The organism is Streptacidiphilus sp. BW17, from assembly GCF_041262485.1.
GTDB lineage: Bacteria > Actinomycetota > Actinomycetes > Streptomycetales > Streptomycetaceae > Streptacidiphilus.
Genome location: NZ_JBGCCR010000022.1, coordinates 52,406 through 70,273 on the forward strand (window position 1 = coordinate 52,406; position 17,868 = coordinate 70,273).

General features: G+C 71.9%; 13 protein-coding genes. 11 read left to right on the forward strand and 2 right to left on the reverse strand.

Annotated features, from left to right (window positions below):
• The first annotated feature begins 215 nt into the window (after window positions 1–215).
• From ABH940_RS24610 to ABH940_RS24640, 7 genes are all read left to right on the forward strand, one after another.
• Window positions 216–4,259, forward strand: coding sequence for a type I polyketide synthase (locus tag ABH940_RS24610; RefSeq protein ID WP_370106183.1), 4,044 nt, complete (start codon window positions 216–218; stop codon window positions 4,257–4,259).
• Between the two features lie 316 nt (window positions 4,260–4,575).
• On the forward strand, window positions 4,576–5,193 hold the full coding sequence (locus ABH940_RS24615) for a TetR/AcrR family transcriptional regulator (RefSeq protein WP_370106184.1): 618 nt from the start codon (window positions 4,576–4,578) through the stop codon (window positions 5,191–5,193).
• Window positions 5,194–5,364: 171 nt separating this feature from the next.
• Complete coding sequence (locus ABH940_RS24620) at window positions 5,365–6,579, forward strand: metallophosphoesterase (protein WP_370106205.1); 1,215 nt, start codon at window positions 5,365–5,367, stop codon at window positions 6,577–6,579.
• A gap of 16 nt (window positions 6,580–6,595) precedes the next feature.
• Window positions 6,596–6,901, forward strand: a complete 306-nt coding sequence (locus ABH940_RS24625; protein WP_370106185.1) for a hypothetical protein — start codon at window positions 6,596–6,598, stop codon at window positions 6,899–6,901.
• A 206-nt stretch (window positions 6,902–7,107) separates the two neighbouring features.
• A complete protein-coding gene (locus ABH940_RS24630; RefSeq protein WP_370070845.1) occupies window positions 7,108–7,899 on the forward strand; it encodes a class II aldolase/adducin family protein in 792 nt (263 codons plus the stop codon).
• A 66-nt stretch (window positions 7,900–7,965) separates the two neighbouring features.
• The gene (locus ABH940_RS24635) at window positions 7,966–8,241 is read left to right on the forward strand and encodes a hypothetical protein (protein WP_370070741.1); all 276 of its coding nucleotides are present in this window, start codon (window positions 7,966–7,968) and stop codon (window positions 8,239–8,241) included.
• 64 nt (window positions 8,242–8,305) lie between these two features.
• Window positions 8,306–9,496, forward strand: a complete 1,191-nt coding sequence (locus ABH940_RS24640; protein ID WP_370106186.1) for a PucR family transcriptional regulator — start codon at window positions 8,306–8,308, stop codon at window positions 9,494–9,496.
• A 7-nt stretch (window positions 9,497–9,503) separates the two neighbouring features.
• On the opposite strand, the gene ABH940_RS24645 is transcribed toward ABH940_RS24640, so the two are convergent.
• Window positions 9,504–10,280 (reverse strand): G1 family glutamic endopeptidase, encoded by a 777-nt coding sequence (locus ABH940_RS24645; RefSeq protein WP_370106187.1) that lies wholly within the window; start codon window positions 10,278–10,280, stop codon window positions 9,504–9,506.
• Window positions 10,281–10,393: 113 nt separating this feature from the next.
• A complete protein-coding gene (locus tag ABH940_RS24650; RefSeq protein WP_370070735.1) occupies window positions 10,394–11,107 on the reverse strand; it encodes a G1 family glutamic endopeptidase in 714 nt (237 codons plus the stop codon).
• Window positions 11,108–11,668: 561 nt separating this feature from the next.
• Here ABH940_RS24650 and ABH940_RS24655 point away from each other — a divergent pair.
• From ABH940_RS24655 to ABH940_RS24670, 4 genes are all read left to right on the forward strand, one after another.
• On the forward strand, window positions 11,669–12,229 hold the full coding sequence (locus ABH940_RS24655; protein ID WP_370106188.1) for a DUF6542 domain-containing protein: 561 nt from the start codon (window positions 11,669–11,671) through the stop codon (window positions 12,227–12,229).
• 38 nt (window positions 12,230–12,267) lie between these two features.
• Window positions 12,268–13,863, forward strand: coding sequence for an LCP family protein (locus ABH940_RS24660; protein ID WP_370106189.1), 1,596 nt, complete (start codon window positions 12,268–12,270; stop codon window positions 13,861–13,863).
• A 265-nt stretch (window positions 13,864–14,128) separates the two neighbouring features.
• The gene (locus tag ABH940_RS24665; protein ID WP_370070729.1) at window positions 14,129–14,638 is read left to right on the forward strand and encodes a hypothetical protein; all 510 of its coding nucleotides are present in this window, start codon (window positions 14,129–14,131) and stop codon (window positions 14,636–14,638) included.
• Window positions 14,639–14,731: 93 nt separating this feature from the next.
• A complete protein-coding gene (locus ABH940_RS24670; protein WP_370106190.1) occupies window positions 14,732–17,755 on the forward strand; it encodes an AAA family ATPase in 3,024 nt (1,007 codons plus the stop codon).
• Window positions 17,756–17,868: the final 113 nt, after the last annotated feature.

Sequence of the window (17,868 nt, forward strand, 5' to 3'; positions counted from 1 at the left end):
GACCAGAGTCAAAGCTGATCCCCATGAAGCACCCGAGGCGGACGTCTCAACTGGTGGATGCCATGCAGGCGACAAGGGTCATTTTTGCCGCTATGGCAGTGATATGACGCATTCTGACGAGGTGTCAGTGCCGATATTAAGGTTGCGCAAAATCCGAGGCCAAATTTGTCCTCAGGTATAGACTTGGACCATCAACCAGGGGGAAAGGTTACGAAATGTACAGATCGGAACCGATCGCGATCATTGGCATGGGCTGCCGGTTCCCGGGGGCGGCGGGGGTCGAGGAGTTCTGGACGCTGTTGGAGAGCAACTCCGACGCCGTCGCTCCCGTCCCGCCGGACCGGTTCGACGTCACCGCGTGGTACGACCCCGAGCCGGGCACCCCAGGCAGGCTCGTCTCCCGGCACGGTGGCTTCCTGGACGACCTCTACGACTTCGACGCCGCCTTCTTCGGCATCTCGCCGCGCGAGGCGCGCACCATGGACCCGCAGCAACGCCTGCTGCTGCAGATCGTGTGGGAGGCGTTCGAGGACGCCGGCATCCCGCCCTCCTCCGTGCGCGGCAGCGACGGCGGGGTGTTCGTGGGGCAGGCGACCGCCGAGTACGCGGACGCGACCGGCCACCACACCACCGCCGACGTGCGGGCCATGTCCGGCAGCAGGCTGCGGGCCGTCACCGCGGGCCGGGTCTCGCACGCCTTCGACCTGCGCGGCCCCAGCCTGGTGCTGGACACCGCCTGCTCGTCCTCCCTGGTGGCCGTGCACACGGCGCGCCAGAACCTGCTCACCGGAGAGTGCGACCTGGCGGTCGCGGCCGGTGTCAACGTGATCCTCTCGCCGAGCGACGCCATCGCCTATTCCCAGGGGCGCATGCTCGCACGCGACGGGCGGTGCAAGTTCGGCGACAGCTCCGCCGACGGCTTCGTCCGCAGCGAGGGCGTGGGGGTGGTCCTGCTCAAGCGGCTGTCCGACGCGGTCGCCCACGGCGACCCGGTCCGCGCGCTGCTGCTGGGCAGCGCGGTGACCAACGACGGTGACGGCAGCGGCCTGTTGCTGCAGCCCGCCGTGTCCGGGCAGACCGCGATGCTGCGCGCGGCCTGGCGCAGCGCCGGAGTGACCCCGGCCGAGGTGGACTACGTGGAGGCGCACGGCACCGGCACGATCGTCGGCGACGGAGTGGAACTCCAGGCGCTGGCCGAAGCGGTGCGCGACGGGGCGGTGGATGAAGGCGCAGCGGGTGAAGGCGCATTGGATGAAGGCGCAGCGGGTGGCGCGGCAGAGCGCCAGGCGCCGCTGCTGGTCGGCTCCGTGAAGACGAACATCGGGCACGCCGAGGCGGCCGCCGGTATCGCCGGTCTCATCAAGACGGTCCTCACGGCCGAGCGCCGCACGATCCCCGGCTCACTGCACCTGACGTCGCCTCAGGCCCAGCTCGCCGAACCGGGTTTCCCCGTCGCCGTGGTGGACCGCAACACCCCGCTGCGCCCCAGGGGTGACCGGGCGGTGCTCGGAGTCAGCTCGTTCGGCATCTCGGGCACCAACGCCCACCTCGTGATCGGCGAGTACGTTCCCGAGCCGGCCGTGCCCGCGGCCCCGCGCAGGCCGGAGCCCGCCGAGGACGCCCGCCCGCACCTGCTCGTCCTCAGCGCCCGCACGCCCACCGCCCTGCGCCGGCTGGCCCTGCGTCACGCGGAGCACCTGGGCCCCGACGGCCGTGGCCGCGGCGAGGCCCTGCGCGACATCTGCCGGTCTGCGGCGACCGGCCGGGACCACCACCCCTTCCGCCTGTGGGCCGTCGGCGACTCCCACGACGCCCTGGCCGACGTGCTGCGCGCCCTGGCGGACGGCCGCCCGACCCCCGACGGCGGGCTGCACGAGGCGGGCTTCGGCGGCCCGCGCGAGGTGGCCTTCGTCTTCCCCGGCCAGGGCACGCAGTGGCAGGGCATGGGCCGGGAACTGCTGCGGACCTCCGAGGTCTTCCGGGCGGCCATGGCGGAGTGCGACGCGGCACTGCGTGACGAACTCGGCTGGTCGGTCGTCGAGCTGCTCCGGGACGAGGCCGCCGAACTCACCGACGCCGTCGGGGCGGTGCAGCCGGTGCTGTGGGCCATGGAGGTCGCCCTCGCCGCATACTGGCGGGCCGTGGGTGTGGACCCCGACCTCTGCGTCGGCCACAGCATGGGGGAGGTGGCGGCCGCGTGCGTCGCGGGAGCCCTGACCCTGCCCGACGCCGCACGGGTCATCGCCCGGCGCAGCAGCCTGATGCAGCGCCTTGCGGGACGCGGCGCGATGCTCGCCACCGAGCTCTCCCCACAGCAGGCCCGCGACCTCCTCTCGGGGTACGGGGACGAGGTCTGCGTGGCGGTGGAGAACTCCCCCCACTCCACCGTGCTGGCCGGCGACCCCGGCGTGCTCGAGACGGTCGCCCGCGAGCTGGAGCGGCGTCAGGTCCTGTGCCGCGCGGTCAAGGTGAACGTCGCGTCCCACTCCCCGCTGATGGAGGAGATACGGGACGACCTGCTGGCCCGCCTCGCGCCGCTGGAGCCGACGGAGCCGCACACGCCGATGTTCTCCACCGCCCGCTGCGCTCCCGTCGACGGAGCCGTCCTCGACGCGGCGTACTGGATGGACAACCTGCGTCAGCCGGTCCGCTTCGCCGACTCGGTGCGACAGTTGGCCGAGGACAGGAACCTGGTCTTCGTGGAGGTCAGCCCGCATCCCGTGCTCAGCCAGGCGATCGAGGACGTGCAGAGCGACGCCGGTCAGCCGCCTACCGTGGTGACCACGCTTGCGCGGCTGCAGAGCGAGTCGACGGCGACCACCCGTGCCCTCGGCCGGGCCTTCGGCCTGGGCGCCACGGTCGACTGGCGGCGCTGGTACGGCGACGACACGGCCCGGGTGCCGTTGCCGCTGTACCCGTGGGACGTGGAGGACCACCGCGCGGAGACGACGTTGCACGCGATGCCGGCCCCCGGAGCCCTGCCGGCAGCCCCGGCGTCCCATACAGCCCGGACACCCCACGCACCCCAGCCGCTCGGGTCCCGCCACGAACGCCGGATCCGGCTCTCCCGGCTGGGAGTCGCGGCGACCGGCGCCGGGGTGACCGTGCGCGGGGTGACCCCGGTCCCGCCGGTGCTCTACCTGGAGGCGGTCGCGGAGACGCTGCGCGACCTCGTCGGCGAGGGCCCGGTGGAACTGCGGGACGTACGCATCGGCGACACGCTGCCGTCCCTGGCCGACGCGGCGGCGACCACCCTGACGATCACCCTGGACGAGACGGCAGTTGACGGGCAGTTCGGCTTCCGCGTCGAAGCGCTCGTCGGCCCGTCCGGGGTCCCTGCCCTCTGCGTGACGGGGACCGCGCAGGCCCAGGCCGGGGGTGTGCACGCCGGGGGTGCGCACACCGGGCACGGGCCCCGGTCGGCGGAGACCTCGTCAGCCGTCCCGCTGGACATCATGCTGACCCGCTGCGCGGAGTTCGTCCCGGGCGCCGAGTTCTACCGCCGGGCCGAGGCCCACGGATACTCCGTGGCACCGCAGTTGCAGGCGGTCCAGCAGATGTGGCGGCGGGACGGCGAGGCGGTGGCCCGACTGCACCTGCCCGCCGACGCGGCGGGCGTGGCGCTGGAGGCCGGGCTGCTGGCCATGCTCGGGGCCTGGCCGCACCGCGCCGCCACGGACGACCAGGCGTGGGGGTACGCGCCGCTCTCCTTCGAGCGCGTCCGGCTGGCCGGACTGCCCGCCGGGGAGGTCTGGTGCGTGGCCCGGTTCGTCCCCGACGGCGACGGGGACAGCGCCAGCTGCGACGTGGCCCTGACCACCGCGGACAACCGGCTGCTCGCCGAGTTCCAGGGCATCACCATGCTCCGGCTGCCGAGCCGGGCGGACGCACCGGCCCGCCGGAGCACCGCCGTTGTGCCCGCCGCCGAGCCCGTGGTTCCGCAGCGGCCCGCCGAGTGGGCCCGCCGCAGCGAGCCCGAGCCCGTCGTGCCGACCGGTTCGGATCTCCCCGCCGACCGGCTCATCGTCCACGCCGCGACGGTCCTCGGCACCACCGTCGAGCGGGTCGACCCGCGTCGGCCGTTGCGCGACCTCGGCCTCGACTCCCTCATGGCGGTCCAGCTGAGGCGGATCCTGGAGCGGGACTTCGGGGTGGAGGTGTCGACCAGCCGACTGCTGGGCGACGAGAGCACGGCCGCCATCGCGGCCGGTCTGGAGAAGGCACGTGCCGGACTGGCAGGGGGAGTTGTCGCTGCGTAGCGGCCCTCACGCACCGCCTTGCGCATAGCCTTACGTACGGCCTCACCAGCGGCTGCACCGCGTTTCCTCGGCGGTGCAGCCGCTTCTCACGTTTCCGGAAGGTTGCCGCGCATCTAGCACTGAGATGTATTGATGCACTACAGTACACGAAAGCGTTACGCAGGGGCGGGCCCTGTGACGCGCCGGCACGAGTGCCGTCGTCGGGCTTCGAAGAGAGTCGGAGACTCGTCGACGGGCCAAGGAAAGAGAGACGATGACGACTGAGGCAACCCCGGCCGTGCGCACCCCCGGCAGAAGGGAGCGGAGCAAGCAGCGTGTGCATGATCGCCTGTACACGTCCGCTCTGGAGCTCTTCGCCGAGCAGGGATACGAACACACCACCATCGACCAGATCACCGAGCGCGCCGACGTGGCCAGGGGAACCTTCTTCAACCACTTCCAGCGCAAGGAAGACCTCGTCACCACCTGGGCCCACCGGCGTCAGGAGCAGCTCCGGGAGTTCATGGAGAAGTCCCTGGCCCACACGGACGACGGAACCACCGTCCAGCTGGAGCGGTGCATGTCCGCGCTCGCCGACTTCAACGAGGCGGACAACAACCTCACCCCGGTCATGCTGGCCGCGTGGGTGAAGTCCGGCCAGCCGCTCCAGGAGGAGACCGAGTACGCCAGTCACGTCTTCGTCCGGGTGCTGTCGGCGGGCCGGGACCGGGGCGATGTGGCCTCCGACGTCGATCCGGTGATGGCAGGCAACATGCTGCGGGACGCCTACCTGGGGCTCCTCTACCGGTGGAGCCAGGCCACCGACGAGGTGGTGCCGCTGCACGCCGAACTCCGCGCCCTGCTCAGGATCGCGCTCTGCGGCGTCCTGTCGTACGCCAGCCGCTGCGGCGGCACGACGCAGCGGACCCCGGAGACGGCCGCATCCGGGGCCTGACGCACACCGAGCGGCAACCACGGGGGTGCTCGGGCCTGTTCTGGCCCGTGTGGGTCGCTCGGACGCATGCGGGATGATGGGGTCAGGCGAACGGTCGACGCAGACGACCTGGCAGATCACATGAGGGGCGGCGCTGTGGCAGACGGCGTATCCACCGGCGTGTCCACCGACGTGTCCACGGACGCATCCGCGGAACCGCGTTCGGTCCGCGAGGACGGCTCCGAGGCCGCAGCGGCCCCGCGGGCTTCGCTGCGTCGGCGACTGGGTGGGGGTGTGGTCTTCCTCGTCCTGGTCCTGTTGTTCGCGCTGCCCTGGGGCACGCTCTTCGCCATGGGCGTCCACTGGCCGTTGCCGGTCTTCGTGGCGGGCACCGTCGTCTTCGCCGTGGGCCTCGTCTCCTTCCCGTTCCTGATGGTCGCGGGCCATGGACGCCGGCGGATCGACCGGGCCTCCCGGATCGCGGACAGCACGCTCGGGATCGTCTGGGTGCTCTTCACCTGGTCCGTCCTCGGTGACCTGGCGCACCTGATCCTGGTCGCGCTGGGCATGGGCGGGGTCGGCCAGGCCCGGATCATCGCTGTCGCCGTCGTCGTGGTCGCGACCACGCTGCTTGCCTGGGGCCACTTCGAGGCGATGAGGGTGCCCCGGGTGAAGCAGGTGGAGGTCACCCTGCCGCGGCTCGGCGCGGGCCTCGACGGCACGCGTGTCGTCGTGCTCGCCGACACCCACTACGGCCCGATCGACCGGGCACGCTGGTCGGCGGGCGTCACCGAGGCGGTGAACGCGCTCGACGCGGATGTCGTGCTCCACGCCGGCGACATCGCGGACGGCACCCCCACCCAGCGCCGGGAGCAGTCGGCGCCGCTGGGGTCGATCCGCGCACGCCTGGCCAAGGTCTACGTGACCGGTAACCACGAGTACTTCAGCGAGGCGCAGGGCTGGCTCGACCGGATGACCGAGCTCGGCTGGGAGTCGTTGCACAACCGCCACGTGATCGTGGAGCGCGGCGGCGACCGGCTGGTGCTGGCGGGCGTCGACGACGTGACCGCCGAGTCCTCCGGCCTGGCCGGGCACCGCGCGAACCTGCTGGGCGCACTGGCCGGGACGGACCAGGACCAGCCGGTCCTGCTGGTCGCCCATCAACCCAAGTACGTGGCACAGGCCGCCGCCGCAGGGATCGACCTGCAGGTCTCCGGGCACACCCACGGCGGCCAGATCTGGCCGTTCAACTTCCTCGTCCGCGTCGACCAGCCGGTCGTGAGCGGCCTCAGCCGACACGGGGAGCGCACCCAGCTCTACACCAGCCGGGGCACCGGCTTCTGGGGACCGCCCTTCCGGGTCTTCGCACCGAGCGAGATCACCCTGCTCACGCTCCGGGCAGGGTGACGACAGGAGGCCGGCATTGTCCGCAACGCTGACGGTGACGCACAAGGCCATCGGGGCCGAGGTTCGGCGCAGCCCCTACGACGTCGTGCTCGACGGGGAACGCGTCGGGACGGTCGCCATGAACGCCATGTTCGAGACACCGGTCGAACCCGGCCGTCACGCCCTGCAGGTCCGCAGCGGCCGAAACTGCAGCCGCACCACGACCTTCGACGCCGCCGAGGGTGAGACCGTCGCCTTCCGCTGCACCGGAAAGAGCTTCCTGCCGGTCTTCCTCCTGTCCTTCGCCGTCCCCAGCCTGGCCCTCCGGCTCAAGCGCCAGTAGGCACGGTTCGCGGGCTGCCGTTGTGCCGGGCGACAATCCGGCACCCGCATTCCGCGTCCCCTGGACCAAGACGGTGTGCCGTCGCGCCCGCCAGCATGGGTCGAAGCCTCGCCAGGCCGCACGCCGTATGCCGCACGCCGTATGCCCGATCAGGAGGACCCGTGACCGCCCAGCCGACCGCGAACGAGCACCCCCAGGCCGAACCGCTGAGCCGCACCGACCTCGTGCCCGTGCCGGAGGAAGAGCTGATCTTCCGGCTCCCGCCGGTGTTCACCGATCCCGCCGTCGAACGCCGCCACCGCAAGGAGCGGCTCGCGGGCGCGCTGCGGCTGTTCGGGCGCTTCGGCTTCGAGGAGGGCGTGGCCGGCCACATCACGGCACGCGACCCGGAGTTCACCGACCACTTCTGGGTCAACCCCTTCGGCGTCTCCTTCAAGCACATCAAGGTCAGCGACCTGCTGCTGGTCAACCACGACGGCGACGTCGTCCAGGGCCGACACCGGGTGAACCGGGCCGCGTTCGCGATCCACGCGGCGGTCCACGCCGCCCGGCCGGACGTGATCGGCGCGGCGCACAGCCACTCCGTGCACGGCAAGGCCCTGTCCGCGACCGGGCAGTTGCTGGAGCCGCTCACCCAGGACGCCTGTGCCTTCTACGAGGACCACGGCTGTTACGAGACCTACTCCGGCGTCGCCAACGACCCGGAGGAGGGCCGCCGGATCGCGGCCGCCCTCGGTGGGAACAAGGCGGCGATCCTGCGCAACCACGGCCTGCTGACGGTCGGGGCGACCGTCGACTCCGCCGCCTGGTGGTTCATCACCATGGAGCGCTCGGCCCAGGCACAGCTCCTGGCCAAGGCCGCCGGCGAGACGATCCGGATCCCGCACGAGGAGGCAAAGCTGACGTATGGTCAGGTCGGCTTCGAGCTGGCCGGCTGGGTCCAGTTCCAGCCGCTGTTCGACCAGATCTCGCGTACCGATCCCGACCTGTTCGACTAGGACGCGATCACCCTTGCGAGAGCGGCCCAGGACAGCGCCCGACTCTACGGCGGAACGCCGAGACTGATGGCCATGCTGTCCATGCGCGAGGCGTTCGGCCACGCGAGCGCCCGGGACCAGGGGGCCACCCACCAGGCCATCGAGGATGCCCACCACCACTTCAACCGAATCAACGCCGGTGACGACGACCCCGCCTGGGTCCAGTACTTCGACCGGACGAGGTCTACATGCTCGTCTGACCCCGATGCTCAGCCTGAGCTCCCCCTGGTGCTCCGCGCGGCGGACGTGGCCCGGCACGGATACGGCCCGGCGGTCGTTGATCGCTCCGGCCTGCGGTTCTAGCCTGCCGTGGACGGGCCCTGTGCGCGGGCCCGCCGCGAGTGGACCGGACGAGCAGGGGAGCAGCGTGGATTCCGCCGATTCCGCGATCAGGGAGCTGTGCCGCCGTGCCTTGACGAACGCGGACGACCTCGCCTCCCGCGTGGTGGAGCAGATCGTCCGCGACGAGTCCGAACTGGCCGACGGCTCGGAGGTGTCGGTCGCCGAGATCAGTGACGCCACCGGGCATCTGATCCGCAACTTCCTTCTCCACATGGCTGAAGGAGTCCCTCCGGACCTCGGCGCGGTGCGGGCACTCGGACATCGCCGCGCCCAGCAGGGCGTGCCGCTGCCCGCCCTGCTGCACAGCTTCCGGATCGGGTTCCGGTTCGCCTGGTCGTACCTCGTCGACCAGGTCGTCCCGGTCGACACCGACACCCTGCGTGCGCTGGTAGAACAGGCCGACCGGATGTGGGTGCTGCTCGACGACTACTCCGCCGAACTGCGCGACGCCTACCGGGACCGCACCGCCGAACTGCTGCGGATGGCGGAGGCCGAGCGCCACCAGCACCTCGACACCCTGCTCGCCTCGGGGCCGGTCGAGACCAGCAGGCGACTGCAGAGCGCGGAGGCGCTGGGGCTCGCGCGCAAGGGCCGCTACCTCGTGATCGCGGCCCAGGGTGCCGGGCCGGCCGTGCGAACGGCCTGGGAGGGCGCACTTGCCGGTCGCGGCGCCGGAGTCCTGTGGCGCGACTCCCCGGACGGTACGGTCGGGGTCGTCGGCGCAGGGCGGGCACCGCTCGACTGGGCGGGACTCCCCGACCTGCTCGACGCCGAGGACGTCCGGCTCGGGTCGAGCGAGACCTTCACCTCGATCCTCGACGCGGCCCGCGCGCTGCGCCAGGCACGGCTGGCACTCGGCAGCATCCCCGGAGGCGCCCGCGGCCATCACCGCTACGGCCAGTTCCCGCTGGGATGCCTGATCAGCGCGAACCCCGAGGACGCGCTCGACCTCGCCGTGAGCACCCTGCACGGCCTGGCGGACCTCCCGCAGCCCCAACGCGACGCCCTGCTGGACACGTTGACCGCCTGGTTCGACGCCGGCGGGTCCACGGACGGTGCTGCCCAGGCGCTCTACTGCCACCGCAACACCGTCCGCTACCGGCTGCGCCACGTCGAAGAACTGACGGGGCTACAGCTGAAGGACCCGAGGGACGCGTCCCATCTCTATCTGGCGGTCCAGGCCTTCGACCAGTTCGGTCGCTCCGACCTGAATTGACGAGCCGTCAGGCATGCAGCCAGGAGACCGGGAAGGAGCTGCCGGAGAGCGCGCCGTCCTGGGTGAGCAGGGTGCCGGCGCGTTCGAGGTTGGTGGTGTTCACCGTCCCTGCCGAGGCGAAGTCCTCGCCGTTCGCGGTGACGTTGCTGAACTGCACCTGGTGGAAGTCGGGGCACGGCGGGATGGTCTGGCTGCCGATCGCCTCGACGATCACCTCGGCCGAGCTGAGTTGCGCGTTCGCGAGGGTCTTGGTGTAGGTCTTGGTCCAGCCCCGGGTGGGGTCGGCGAGGGTGAGCGTGAAGTCACCGCTGCCGTCCGTGGTGACCGAGGACGTCATGGTGTCGCCGGCCTTGATCGTCTCGGTGAAGTAGATCGAGTTGGCCGGGTACATCTCGACCCACGGGTTGTACTGGACGGCGCCCTTCCGGGTGCAGACCGCGTCGAGACCGATCTGCTCGACGGTGGTGCTGGACCATCCGTCCAGGCCGGACCAGAAGGATATGTCTCCGGCGGTGGCCGAGCAGTCCAGCGCCGGAACGGTCCAGTCGCCGGTGACGGTGTGGTAGGTCCCGCCGGTGACGGCGTAACCACCCCAGTTCTCGTTGCCGCTCTGGTGCCGGCGCAGACGGTGGTCCAGGTGCGGCACGGGTGCGGGCTTCGAGGCTGTCGCGGCGACGCGCGAGCCGGCGGGAGCGGCGGAGGCGTCGGCGGTGGCGCTGGTCGGAGCGGCGAGGACGCCGGCGAGAGCAAGTGTCAGCAGTGCGGCCGGTGCGGTGCGGCGCATGGGGGTCCCCTGTTCAACATGGCTGCGGTCGAGGGCGTGACGGATGCAGGAGAGGGCGGGTCCCCGAGCGCGTGTGGAGGACGCCGCTCGGGGACCAGCCCTGCCCTGCTCGGTTACTCGTGCAGGAACGTTTCTGTGAAGCTGGTGCCGCTGGAGCCGAGCGCGCTGGTGTGGGCCTCGGTCACGCCGTTCGAGGGGTCGAGCGCGGTCGGGCTGGAGGAGCCGAGCGACTTGCCGTTGACTGTGGCCGAACTGAAGCTCAGGGTGCCGAAGTTCGGGTAGGCGCCGGTCGGCGACTCGATGATGACCTCGGCGCTGGCCCGCGATGCGGAGAGCGACTTGGTCGTGGTGTACGTCCAACCCTTGGTCGAGTCGGCCAGCTTCAGGGTGTAGCGGTTGCTCCCGGCGTACGTCACCGACGCGGTGAGGTGGTCGCCCGCGGAGACCGGGTGCGAACTCGTGCTCAGGTAGACCGGGTTCGCCGGGTACATCTCGTACCAGGGCTCGTCCACCGGGCTGCCGCTGGAGCAGTCGGTCGCCACCCCGGTCTGCTCCACGGTGGAGGTGCCGTAGCCGTCGATCCCGACCCAGGGGGCGTAGAGGTCGTTGCTGGAGTTGCAGGTGGCGCTCGGCTCGGTCCAGCTCGCCGAGACCGAGGTGAAGCCACTGCCGGTGGCGGCGTAGCCGCCCCAGTTGTAGCCGTTGATGTTGTAGTGCAGCGGGCGGAACGACAGTCCCTGGGCAGCCGCCGCGGTGGCCGGCACGGCGGGGGCGGCGAGAGTTGCTGCGGCCGCGACGGTGGCGACGCGTATCAGAAATCGGCGCATGCTGGCTCCTTGGTGAGGGGCGATCAGGACGCTCGTAAGCTGGCCCTCGTGTGGGCAGCGGTGCCGAGCATGCCGATTGTCATGGGACACAGCAAGAGGTTGCGCAGTGCAAAGTTGTGGGCGAACTTCCACGCAGGGCTGAAGAATGACGAAGTATCAGACTAAAGCGGTCGCGGAAAATCCCGGATCGGTCCCGGCGGCGAGAACGGCCGAGGATGTCCGCCCGAAGACCGCGGGCTCGGTTGCCGGTGAGCCGGACGCCCTCCCCGCGTGGGCGCCGCGACCTGGCGGGTGGCTCAACCCGTGGAGTCGGGTAAGGAACCGGTAAGAGGAGCGGGCGGCGTATTGGCGCGGCCTTGACGCCCGGGGGCAGGGCGGGCCGCATTCCGGCGGGTTGCGGGCCGGTGTGGCTGGTCGGGGATTCTCATCTTTCGGGGGTCCCCGGCGGGCGACACGCATTCGCCTTGCTAGATTGCGCAACTCTGCAACCGTCCGTGTGGTCGGAGCGTCCCTCGGGTGAACGCGGTTGCCGTGGTCGCTGGAGTGCGAAAGGTGTGAACGATGTCCGACGCGTGGGGCGGTCCTCCCTCGGGAGGCGGCTTGCAGCAAGGCGGCGACCCGTATCCGGGCCCGGACGCGGCCGGACGGGCGCCGCAGGCGACGGGTGCCGCCCGGCGGTCCGTGCCGGAGCAGCGCGGCGCGGGGGAGCCCGCGGTGGGTGGCCGCGCGGACCGCCGTCGGGGCGCAGCGGAGGCATCGCAGGAGCGGCGCCGTCCCGGCGCGGTGTCGGCTTCGGTGCTGATCGGGCTGCCGCTGGTCGGCGCCCTGGTGAGCGGGGGCGGCGGTGCGGCGCTCGACGCCGGTGCCGTGCTGGGTGCCCTGTGCGCCGCGCTGCTCTGCTCGCGGCCGGGTGTGTGGTGGGTGTCCACCGGTGCTCCGCCCGTCGTGCTGCTGATGGCCCTGGCCGGCTTTGTGGTGCGCGACTCCGGAGGCTCGACGGGGAAGTTCGCGACCGACATGGCCAAGTGCGTCGCGGGGGCCTTTCCCGCGATGGCGGCGGCGATGGCTGTCGCGGTGGTCGTGGGTGTGGCGCGGCTGGTGGCCGCGCGTCGGAGCGGGTGACGCAGGTTGTGGCGGAACGCCGGGAGGAGCAGAGCGGCATGGGCAGGGCGGCACAGCGGGGCAGGGGCGCGGCCCGACGTCCGGGGAGGGCGTCGAAGGCGGTCGTCGTCGGGCGGACGGCGGCGGTCTTCGGGTCGGTGACGGTGCTGGGCGTGGCCGGGGTGTCCTGGTACGGGGTGCAGCAGTTGACGTCGGGTGTGCTGAGTTCCAACGCCCTGGCGGTGTCGGGGCAGAACGCGCCGCCGAAGCTGGACAACTCGGAGAACATCCTGCTGATCGGGCTGGACAGCCGGAAGAACAACGACGGCTCGAACCTGCCGGGTTGGTTCGTCCAGGACGAGCTGCACGCGGGGTCGTCCAGTGACGTCGGCGGCTACAACACCAACAGCCTGATCCTGCTGCACATCCCGGCGGACGGGAGCGCCAAGGTCCAGGCGGTGTCGATCCCGCGTGACGACTACGTGATGACCTACAACGGCGACGGCTCCGAGCAGGGCATGCACAAGGTCAAGGAGGCCTACGGCCTGGCCAAGGCCGCAGCCATGCCGGGGCTTGAGGCCAAGGGCCTGACGGGTGCGGCGCTGGAGCAGGCCAGCCGTGAGGTGGGGCGTGAAGCGACGCTGACCACGGTGCAGAAGTTCCTCAACGTGCACATCGACCACTTCGCCGAGGTCAATCTGATCGGGTTCTACGACATCGCCCAGGCGATCGGCCCGGTCACGGTCTGCCTCAACCACGCCACCTCCGACCCGGCGGAGGACGGCCAGGGCTCGGGCGCGAACTTCCACGCCGGTCTCAACGTGCTGCAGACGCCCGCCGAGGCGCTGTCGTTCGTGCGCCAGCGGCACAACCTGACCAACACCGACGGCGACGGCGGCGACTTCGCCCGCACCCACCGTCAGCAGGCCTACATCACCTCGGCCGAGACCCAGTTGAAGAAGGGCGGGGTGCTCTCGGACCTGACGAAGCTTCAGGGACTGTTGAACGTGGTCAAGAAGGACGTGGTCATCGACAACCAGTGGTCGATCCTCGACTTCGCCCAGCAGGCGCCGAACCTGACCGGCGGCAAGGTCACCTTCAACACCCTTCCCATCACCGGACTTCCCACCGTGGACATCCCTGGCGAGGGCATGCAGTCGGTCAACTCGGTCAGCGTCCCGCAGGTCCAGCGCACCGTCACGGCCCTCTTCGCGGACGCCCCGGCGCCGTCCTCCGCGCCCAAGGCCGGCGCGTCGTCCGCGCCTGCGTCGGCGACGACCGTTGACGTGCTCAACGCCTCCGCGCCGACCGGGTCGGCCGGGGTCGAGTCCGCCGCGCTGGTCGCTGCCGGGTACACCAAGGGCCTGGTCGGCGACCACGCCCCCGTCAGCAGCACCGAGATCCTCTACGGCGCGGGCGAGCAGGCCGCCGCGCAGCAGATCGCGTCGAAGGTGGGCGTCGGCGCGCCGCAGGCGAGCAGCGCGGTGGCCGCCGGGCACGTCGAGGTGATCCTGGCCTCGGACTTCACCCCGCCCGCCGCCGGATCCGCCTCCAGCGGCGCGGGCAGCACGCCCAGTCCGGCCAGTACCGCGCACCTGGTCTTCCAGGGCCCGGCGGTCAACGGCGGTGGCAGCGGCATCCCCTGTGTCGACTAGGGCCTGTCGTCAAACTCCCGCCGGGCCCGGCCCGCCTGGCACGCCCATCTGCTGCGTTGTCGGATCACCCAAGTACGGCCCAGTACGTGGGCGACCCTCCGCCTTGCATCTGACCGCGCCAGACGAGCCGGGCTGATCCGACGGGAGTTTGACGACAGGCCCTAGTTCCGCGCCCGCCGGCCCTTGCCCGCCAAGCCGCGGCGTCCGGGGCGTGCGCACGCCGGCCCGGTCGCTCTGACGCCAACGAAGCTCCTGGAGGCAGCCCATGACCGAGTACGAGCACCTTCCCCACCCGCACATGCCCTCGCGACGGGCCAACCACCCGGTGCGCACCGCGGACCAGCATCCCCAGGGGAGCGCGGTCAGCCGCTTCAACACCAAGGTGGCGCTCATCGTCACCCGCGCTGTCGGCAGCATGTGGTGCGCCTACGCGTTCGCCCTCTTCGACCTGATCAGCCTGCCGTCCGCGATCCAGGGCGGGGCCTCGGCCATCGTCTCCTGGGTGGCCCAGACCTTCCTGCAACTGGTCCTGCTGTCGGTCATCATGGTCGGCCAGAACGTGCAGGCCGACGCCGCCGACAAGCGCTCCCAGGCCACCTACGAGGACGCCGACGCGACCCTCCACGAGGTGGCGCTCCTTCAGGCCCACCTCGCGGCCCAGGACATGCTGCTCACCCGCATCGCCGAACAGGTCGGTGTGAGCCCGGTTCCGGTCATCGACCCGCCGACCGGGATGACCATCCCCGCCCCCGCGGGTGGCGCCGAGCGGTTGTAACCACGGCGTGGGGTTACTCAACACCCGATTGTCGTGTAGACAGTGGCTCTGAACTTCCTCTGAACTGTTCCACTGCAGGAGGGGAGCCAGTTGGTGCGCCAACTCGATGCCGCCGCCGCGACGGTGACCCGCGATGACGTCCTGGACAGCGCCGTCCGGGCACTCCACGAGGCACCGGGGCTGGTCCTCCTCGGTGCGGCCGGCAGCGGTCGCTCCCACATGGTCGAGCGGCTGGTCGAGCACGGCCGGATCAACGGCGTGCGGGTGCTGCGCTGCGCGCCGGCCGAAGCCGAACTGCCGCTGCCCTTCATGTGCCTGATCGATCTGTTCGACACGGTCCCCGACGAGACCCTGGAGGCGCTGCCGACCGGGCAGCGGGACGCCCTGCGCGCGGCGTTGTTGCGCGGCGCGGACGAGGACGTGGATCCGGCCGGGGCCCGGGTCCCGCTCGCGGTGCTCACCCTGCTGCGCCGGTTGGCCGCCGAGGGCCCGGTCTGGCTGGTGGTGGACGACGCGCAGTGGGTGGACGAGCCCACCGCCCGGGTCCTCTCCTTCGTCGCCCGCCGCACCGCGGGGACGGGGCTGCGGATCATCGCCACCGAGCCGACCGGCTGCGGTCGGGCACTCGTCCATGACGTGCTGTGCCCCGACGGTGCCGTGCGGCTGACCGTGCCGCCGATGGGGCCTGCCGAGTCGGCCGCGCTGCTCGCGGAGCACGCGGGCGGCGCCCCGCTGCCCAGCAGCACCGTGCAGCGGATCGTCGAAACCGCCGCGGGCAACCCCCGCTACGCGCTGGAGTTGCTCCGCTCGCTACCGCCGGGCGGTCGCCCGGAGGCGGCGGCGTTGGGCGGCGCCGACCGCGCCGACCGCGCCCCGCTGCGCGGCCTGCTGCTCGACCGCCTGCACGCGCTGCCGCAGGAGGTACGCGAGGCGCTCGTACTCGTGGCCGCGGCCACCCGCCCCGACCTCACGCTGCTGGCCACGGCGGGCGGCCCGTCCGTGACGCTGCATCTGGAGACCGCGGAACGCCTGGGGACGATCCGCATCGGACCGGACGGACACGTCCACTTCGACAACCCACTGCTGCGCAGTGCCCTCTACACGGAGGCGAGCGGACACGAGCGACGGAACGCCCACGCCCGGCTCGCCGACGCGGTGATCGAGCCGGTGGAGCGGGCACGGCATCTCGCGCTCGCCAACCCGGCCCGGGACGAGGGCGTGGCACAGACCCTGATGGTCGCCGCTGCCGCCGCCCGTCGCCGCGGCGCCCCCGGGGCGGCGGCGGAACTCGCCGCCCTCGCCGTGGTCCGCACGCCCGCCGACGCCGAGGCCGCCCGCACCGAGCGGCAGTTGGCCGCGGCCGACTATGCCGTGGACGCGGGCCGCCGCGATGTCGCCCGCACCGAGGCGCAGTTGCTGATCACCGAGGCCCGGAGCCCGGAGACGCGGGCGCAGGCCCGGATCGTGCTGCTGCGCTGTGCGGGGCAGTCGCTGGAGCACGAGGGCGGACTGATCCGGGACGGGCTGAGCGACGCCGCTGCCGCCCGCTCCCCGGGCCTGGAGGCCCGGTTGCGCTGCTGGAGTGCCTCCCGTGACCTGCTCGCCGGACGGATCCACCGGGCCGAGACGGAGGCGCGGCGGGCGGCCCGCCTTGCCGTCGAGACCGGCCTGTGGGAGACCGAGCTGGAAGCACTGACCACGCTGGCGTATCTGCAACGGCTGGGCGGCGACCCGGAGGCCGAGGCGACCTTGCGGCGGGCGCTGGCGAACGCGCGCGGGCGCGGCATCGACGAGCTCGTGCTGGGGGAGGCACTGCGGACCGAGGCCGTCTTCCACCTGCACGCCAACCGCCTGACGGCGGCCGAGAGTTCGCTGCTCGGGATGCTCGCCCGCCTCGGGGGGCAACTTGGCGTCGAGGAGCAGATGGGCCTTCAGATCCATCTCGCGGATGTGCGCATCAACTCCGGCGACTGCCGGGGCGCGCTGCAGGCCGCTCGGCGCGCCCGCGAGCTCCACGCCGAGCTGGTGGGGACGGAGGCGCTCCACGTTGCCGGCGGCCGAGAGGCCGTCAGACACGAGACCGTCGGGCACGAGCGGATCGGGCGCGAGCCCACTGACCACGCGGTCATCGGGCACGCGGTCGTCGACCACGAGGTCAACGGTCACGAAGCCATCGGTCACGAAACCATTGGCCGCGAGGCGGAAGCGGCGGGCCCGGTGCTGTACATCACCGCCGCCGCCGAGTCGGTCGGCGGTTCGCTGGACCGGGCCCGGCTACTGGCCCAACGTGGCGCCCACCGCGCCGCCCGGGAGGGCAACCGCTTCTGGCGGCTGTGGAACCTGACGGTGCTGGGCCGGGTGCATCTGATGGCCGGAAAGGCGGCGCAGGCCGCCGAGGTCCTGCGTGAGGCGCGCGCGATCGAGCGGGAGATGGGCATCGTCGACCCGGGTGTCGGCCGCTGGCACGCCGATCTGGCCGAGGCCCTGGTCGGCGAGGGAACGGAGCAGTCGCTGGCCGAGGCGGAGGAGTTCCTCGACGAGGTGTCCGCTGCCGCCCGGCGCCTGGGCCGGGAGGCGGTGCTGGGCACGACGGAGCGCGCCGGAGCCCTGCTCTGCCTGAGTCGCGGTGAACTGCCGGAGGCGACCGCGCTGTTGGAGTCCTCGATCGCCCGACTGCGACGGGAGGGCCTGCCGCTGGAACTGGCCCGCGCGCTGGCCGCGTCCGTCGAGGTGGAGCGGCGCGGACGGCGGCACGCCGCCTCCCGGCGGGCCGCCGACGAGGCGCTGCAGATCTTCCAGGACGCGGGCGCCGCAGCATGGTTGGCCTCGATCGAGCCACGCACGCAGGGTGCGGTCCAGTCGGCGCCCGCCCGTCGGCGGACCCCGCATGCGGCAGTCTCCTCCCCGCTCACGCCCTCGGAGCAGCGGATCGCCGCACTGGCCGCGGCCGGCGCGACCAACCGCGAGATCGCGGCGGACTGCTACCTCAGCGTCAAGACGGTGGAGGCGTCGCTGTCCAGGGTCTACCGGAAGATCGGCGTCAGATCCCGCACCGAGCTGGCGTCCCGTACCGAGCAAGCGTCCCGTACCGAGCAAGCGCAGACGCTGTCGGGTTGACGGTCGATCGGTAGCTCCAGAAGTGGGCGGTCTTCACCAGAGTTTCACAGGCAAGGGTCAGGCGACGCACAGTCGAGGGTTTTCCCGCCTTACGTCGAGGGAGCGGGAGTTCC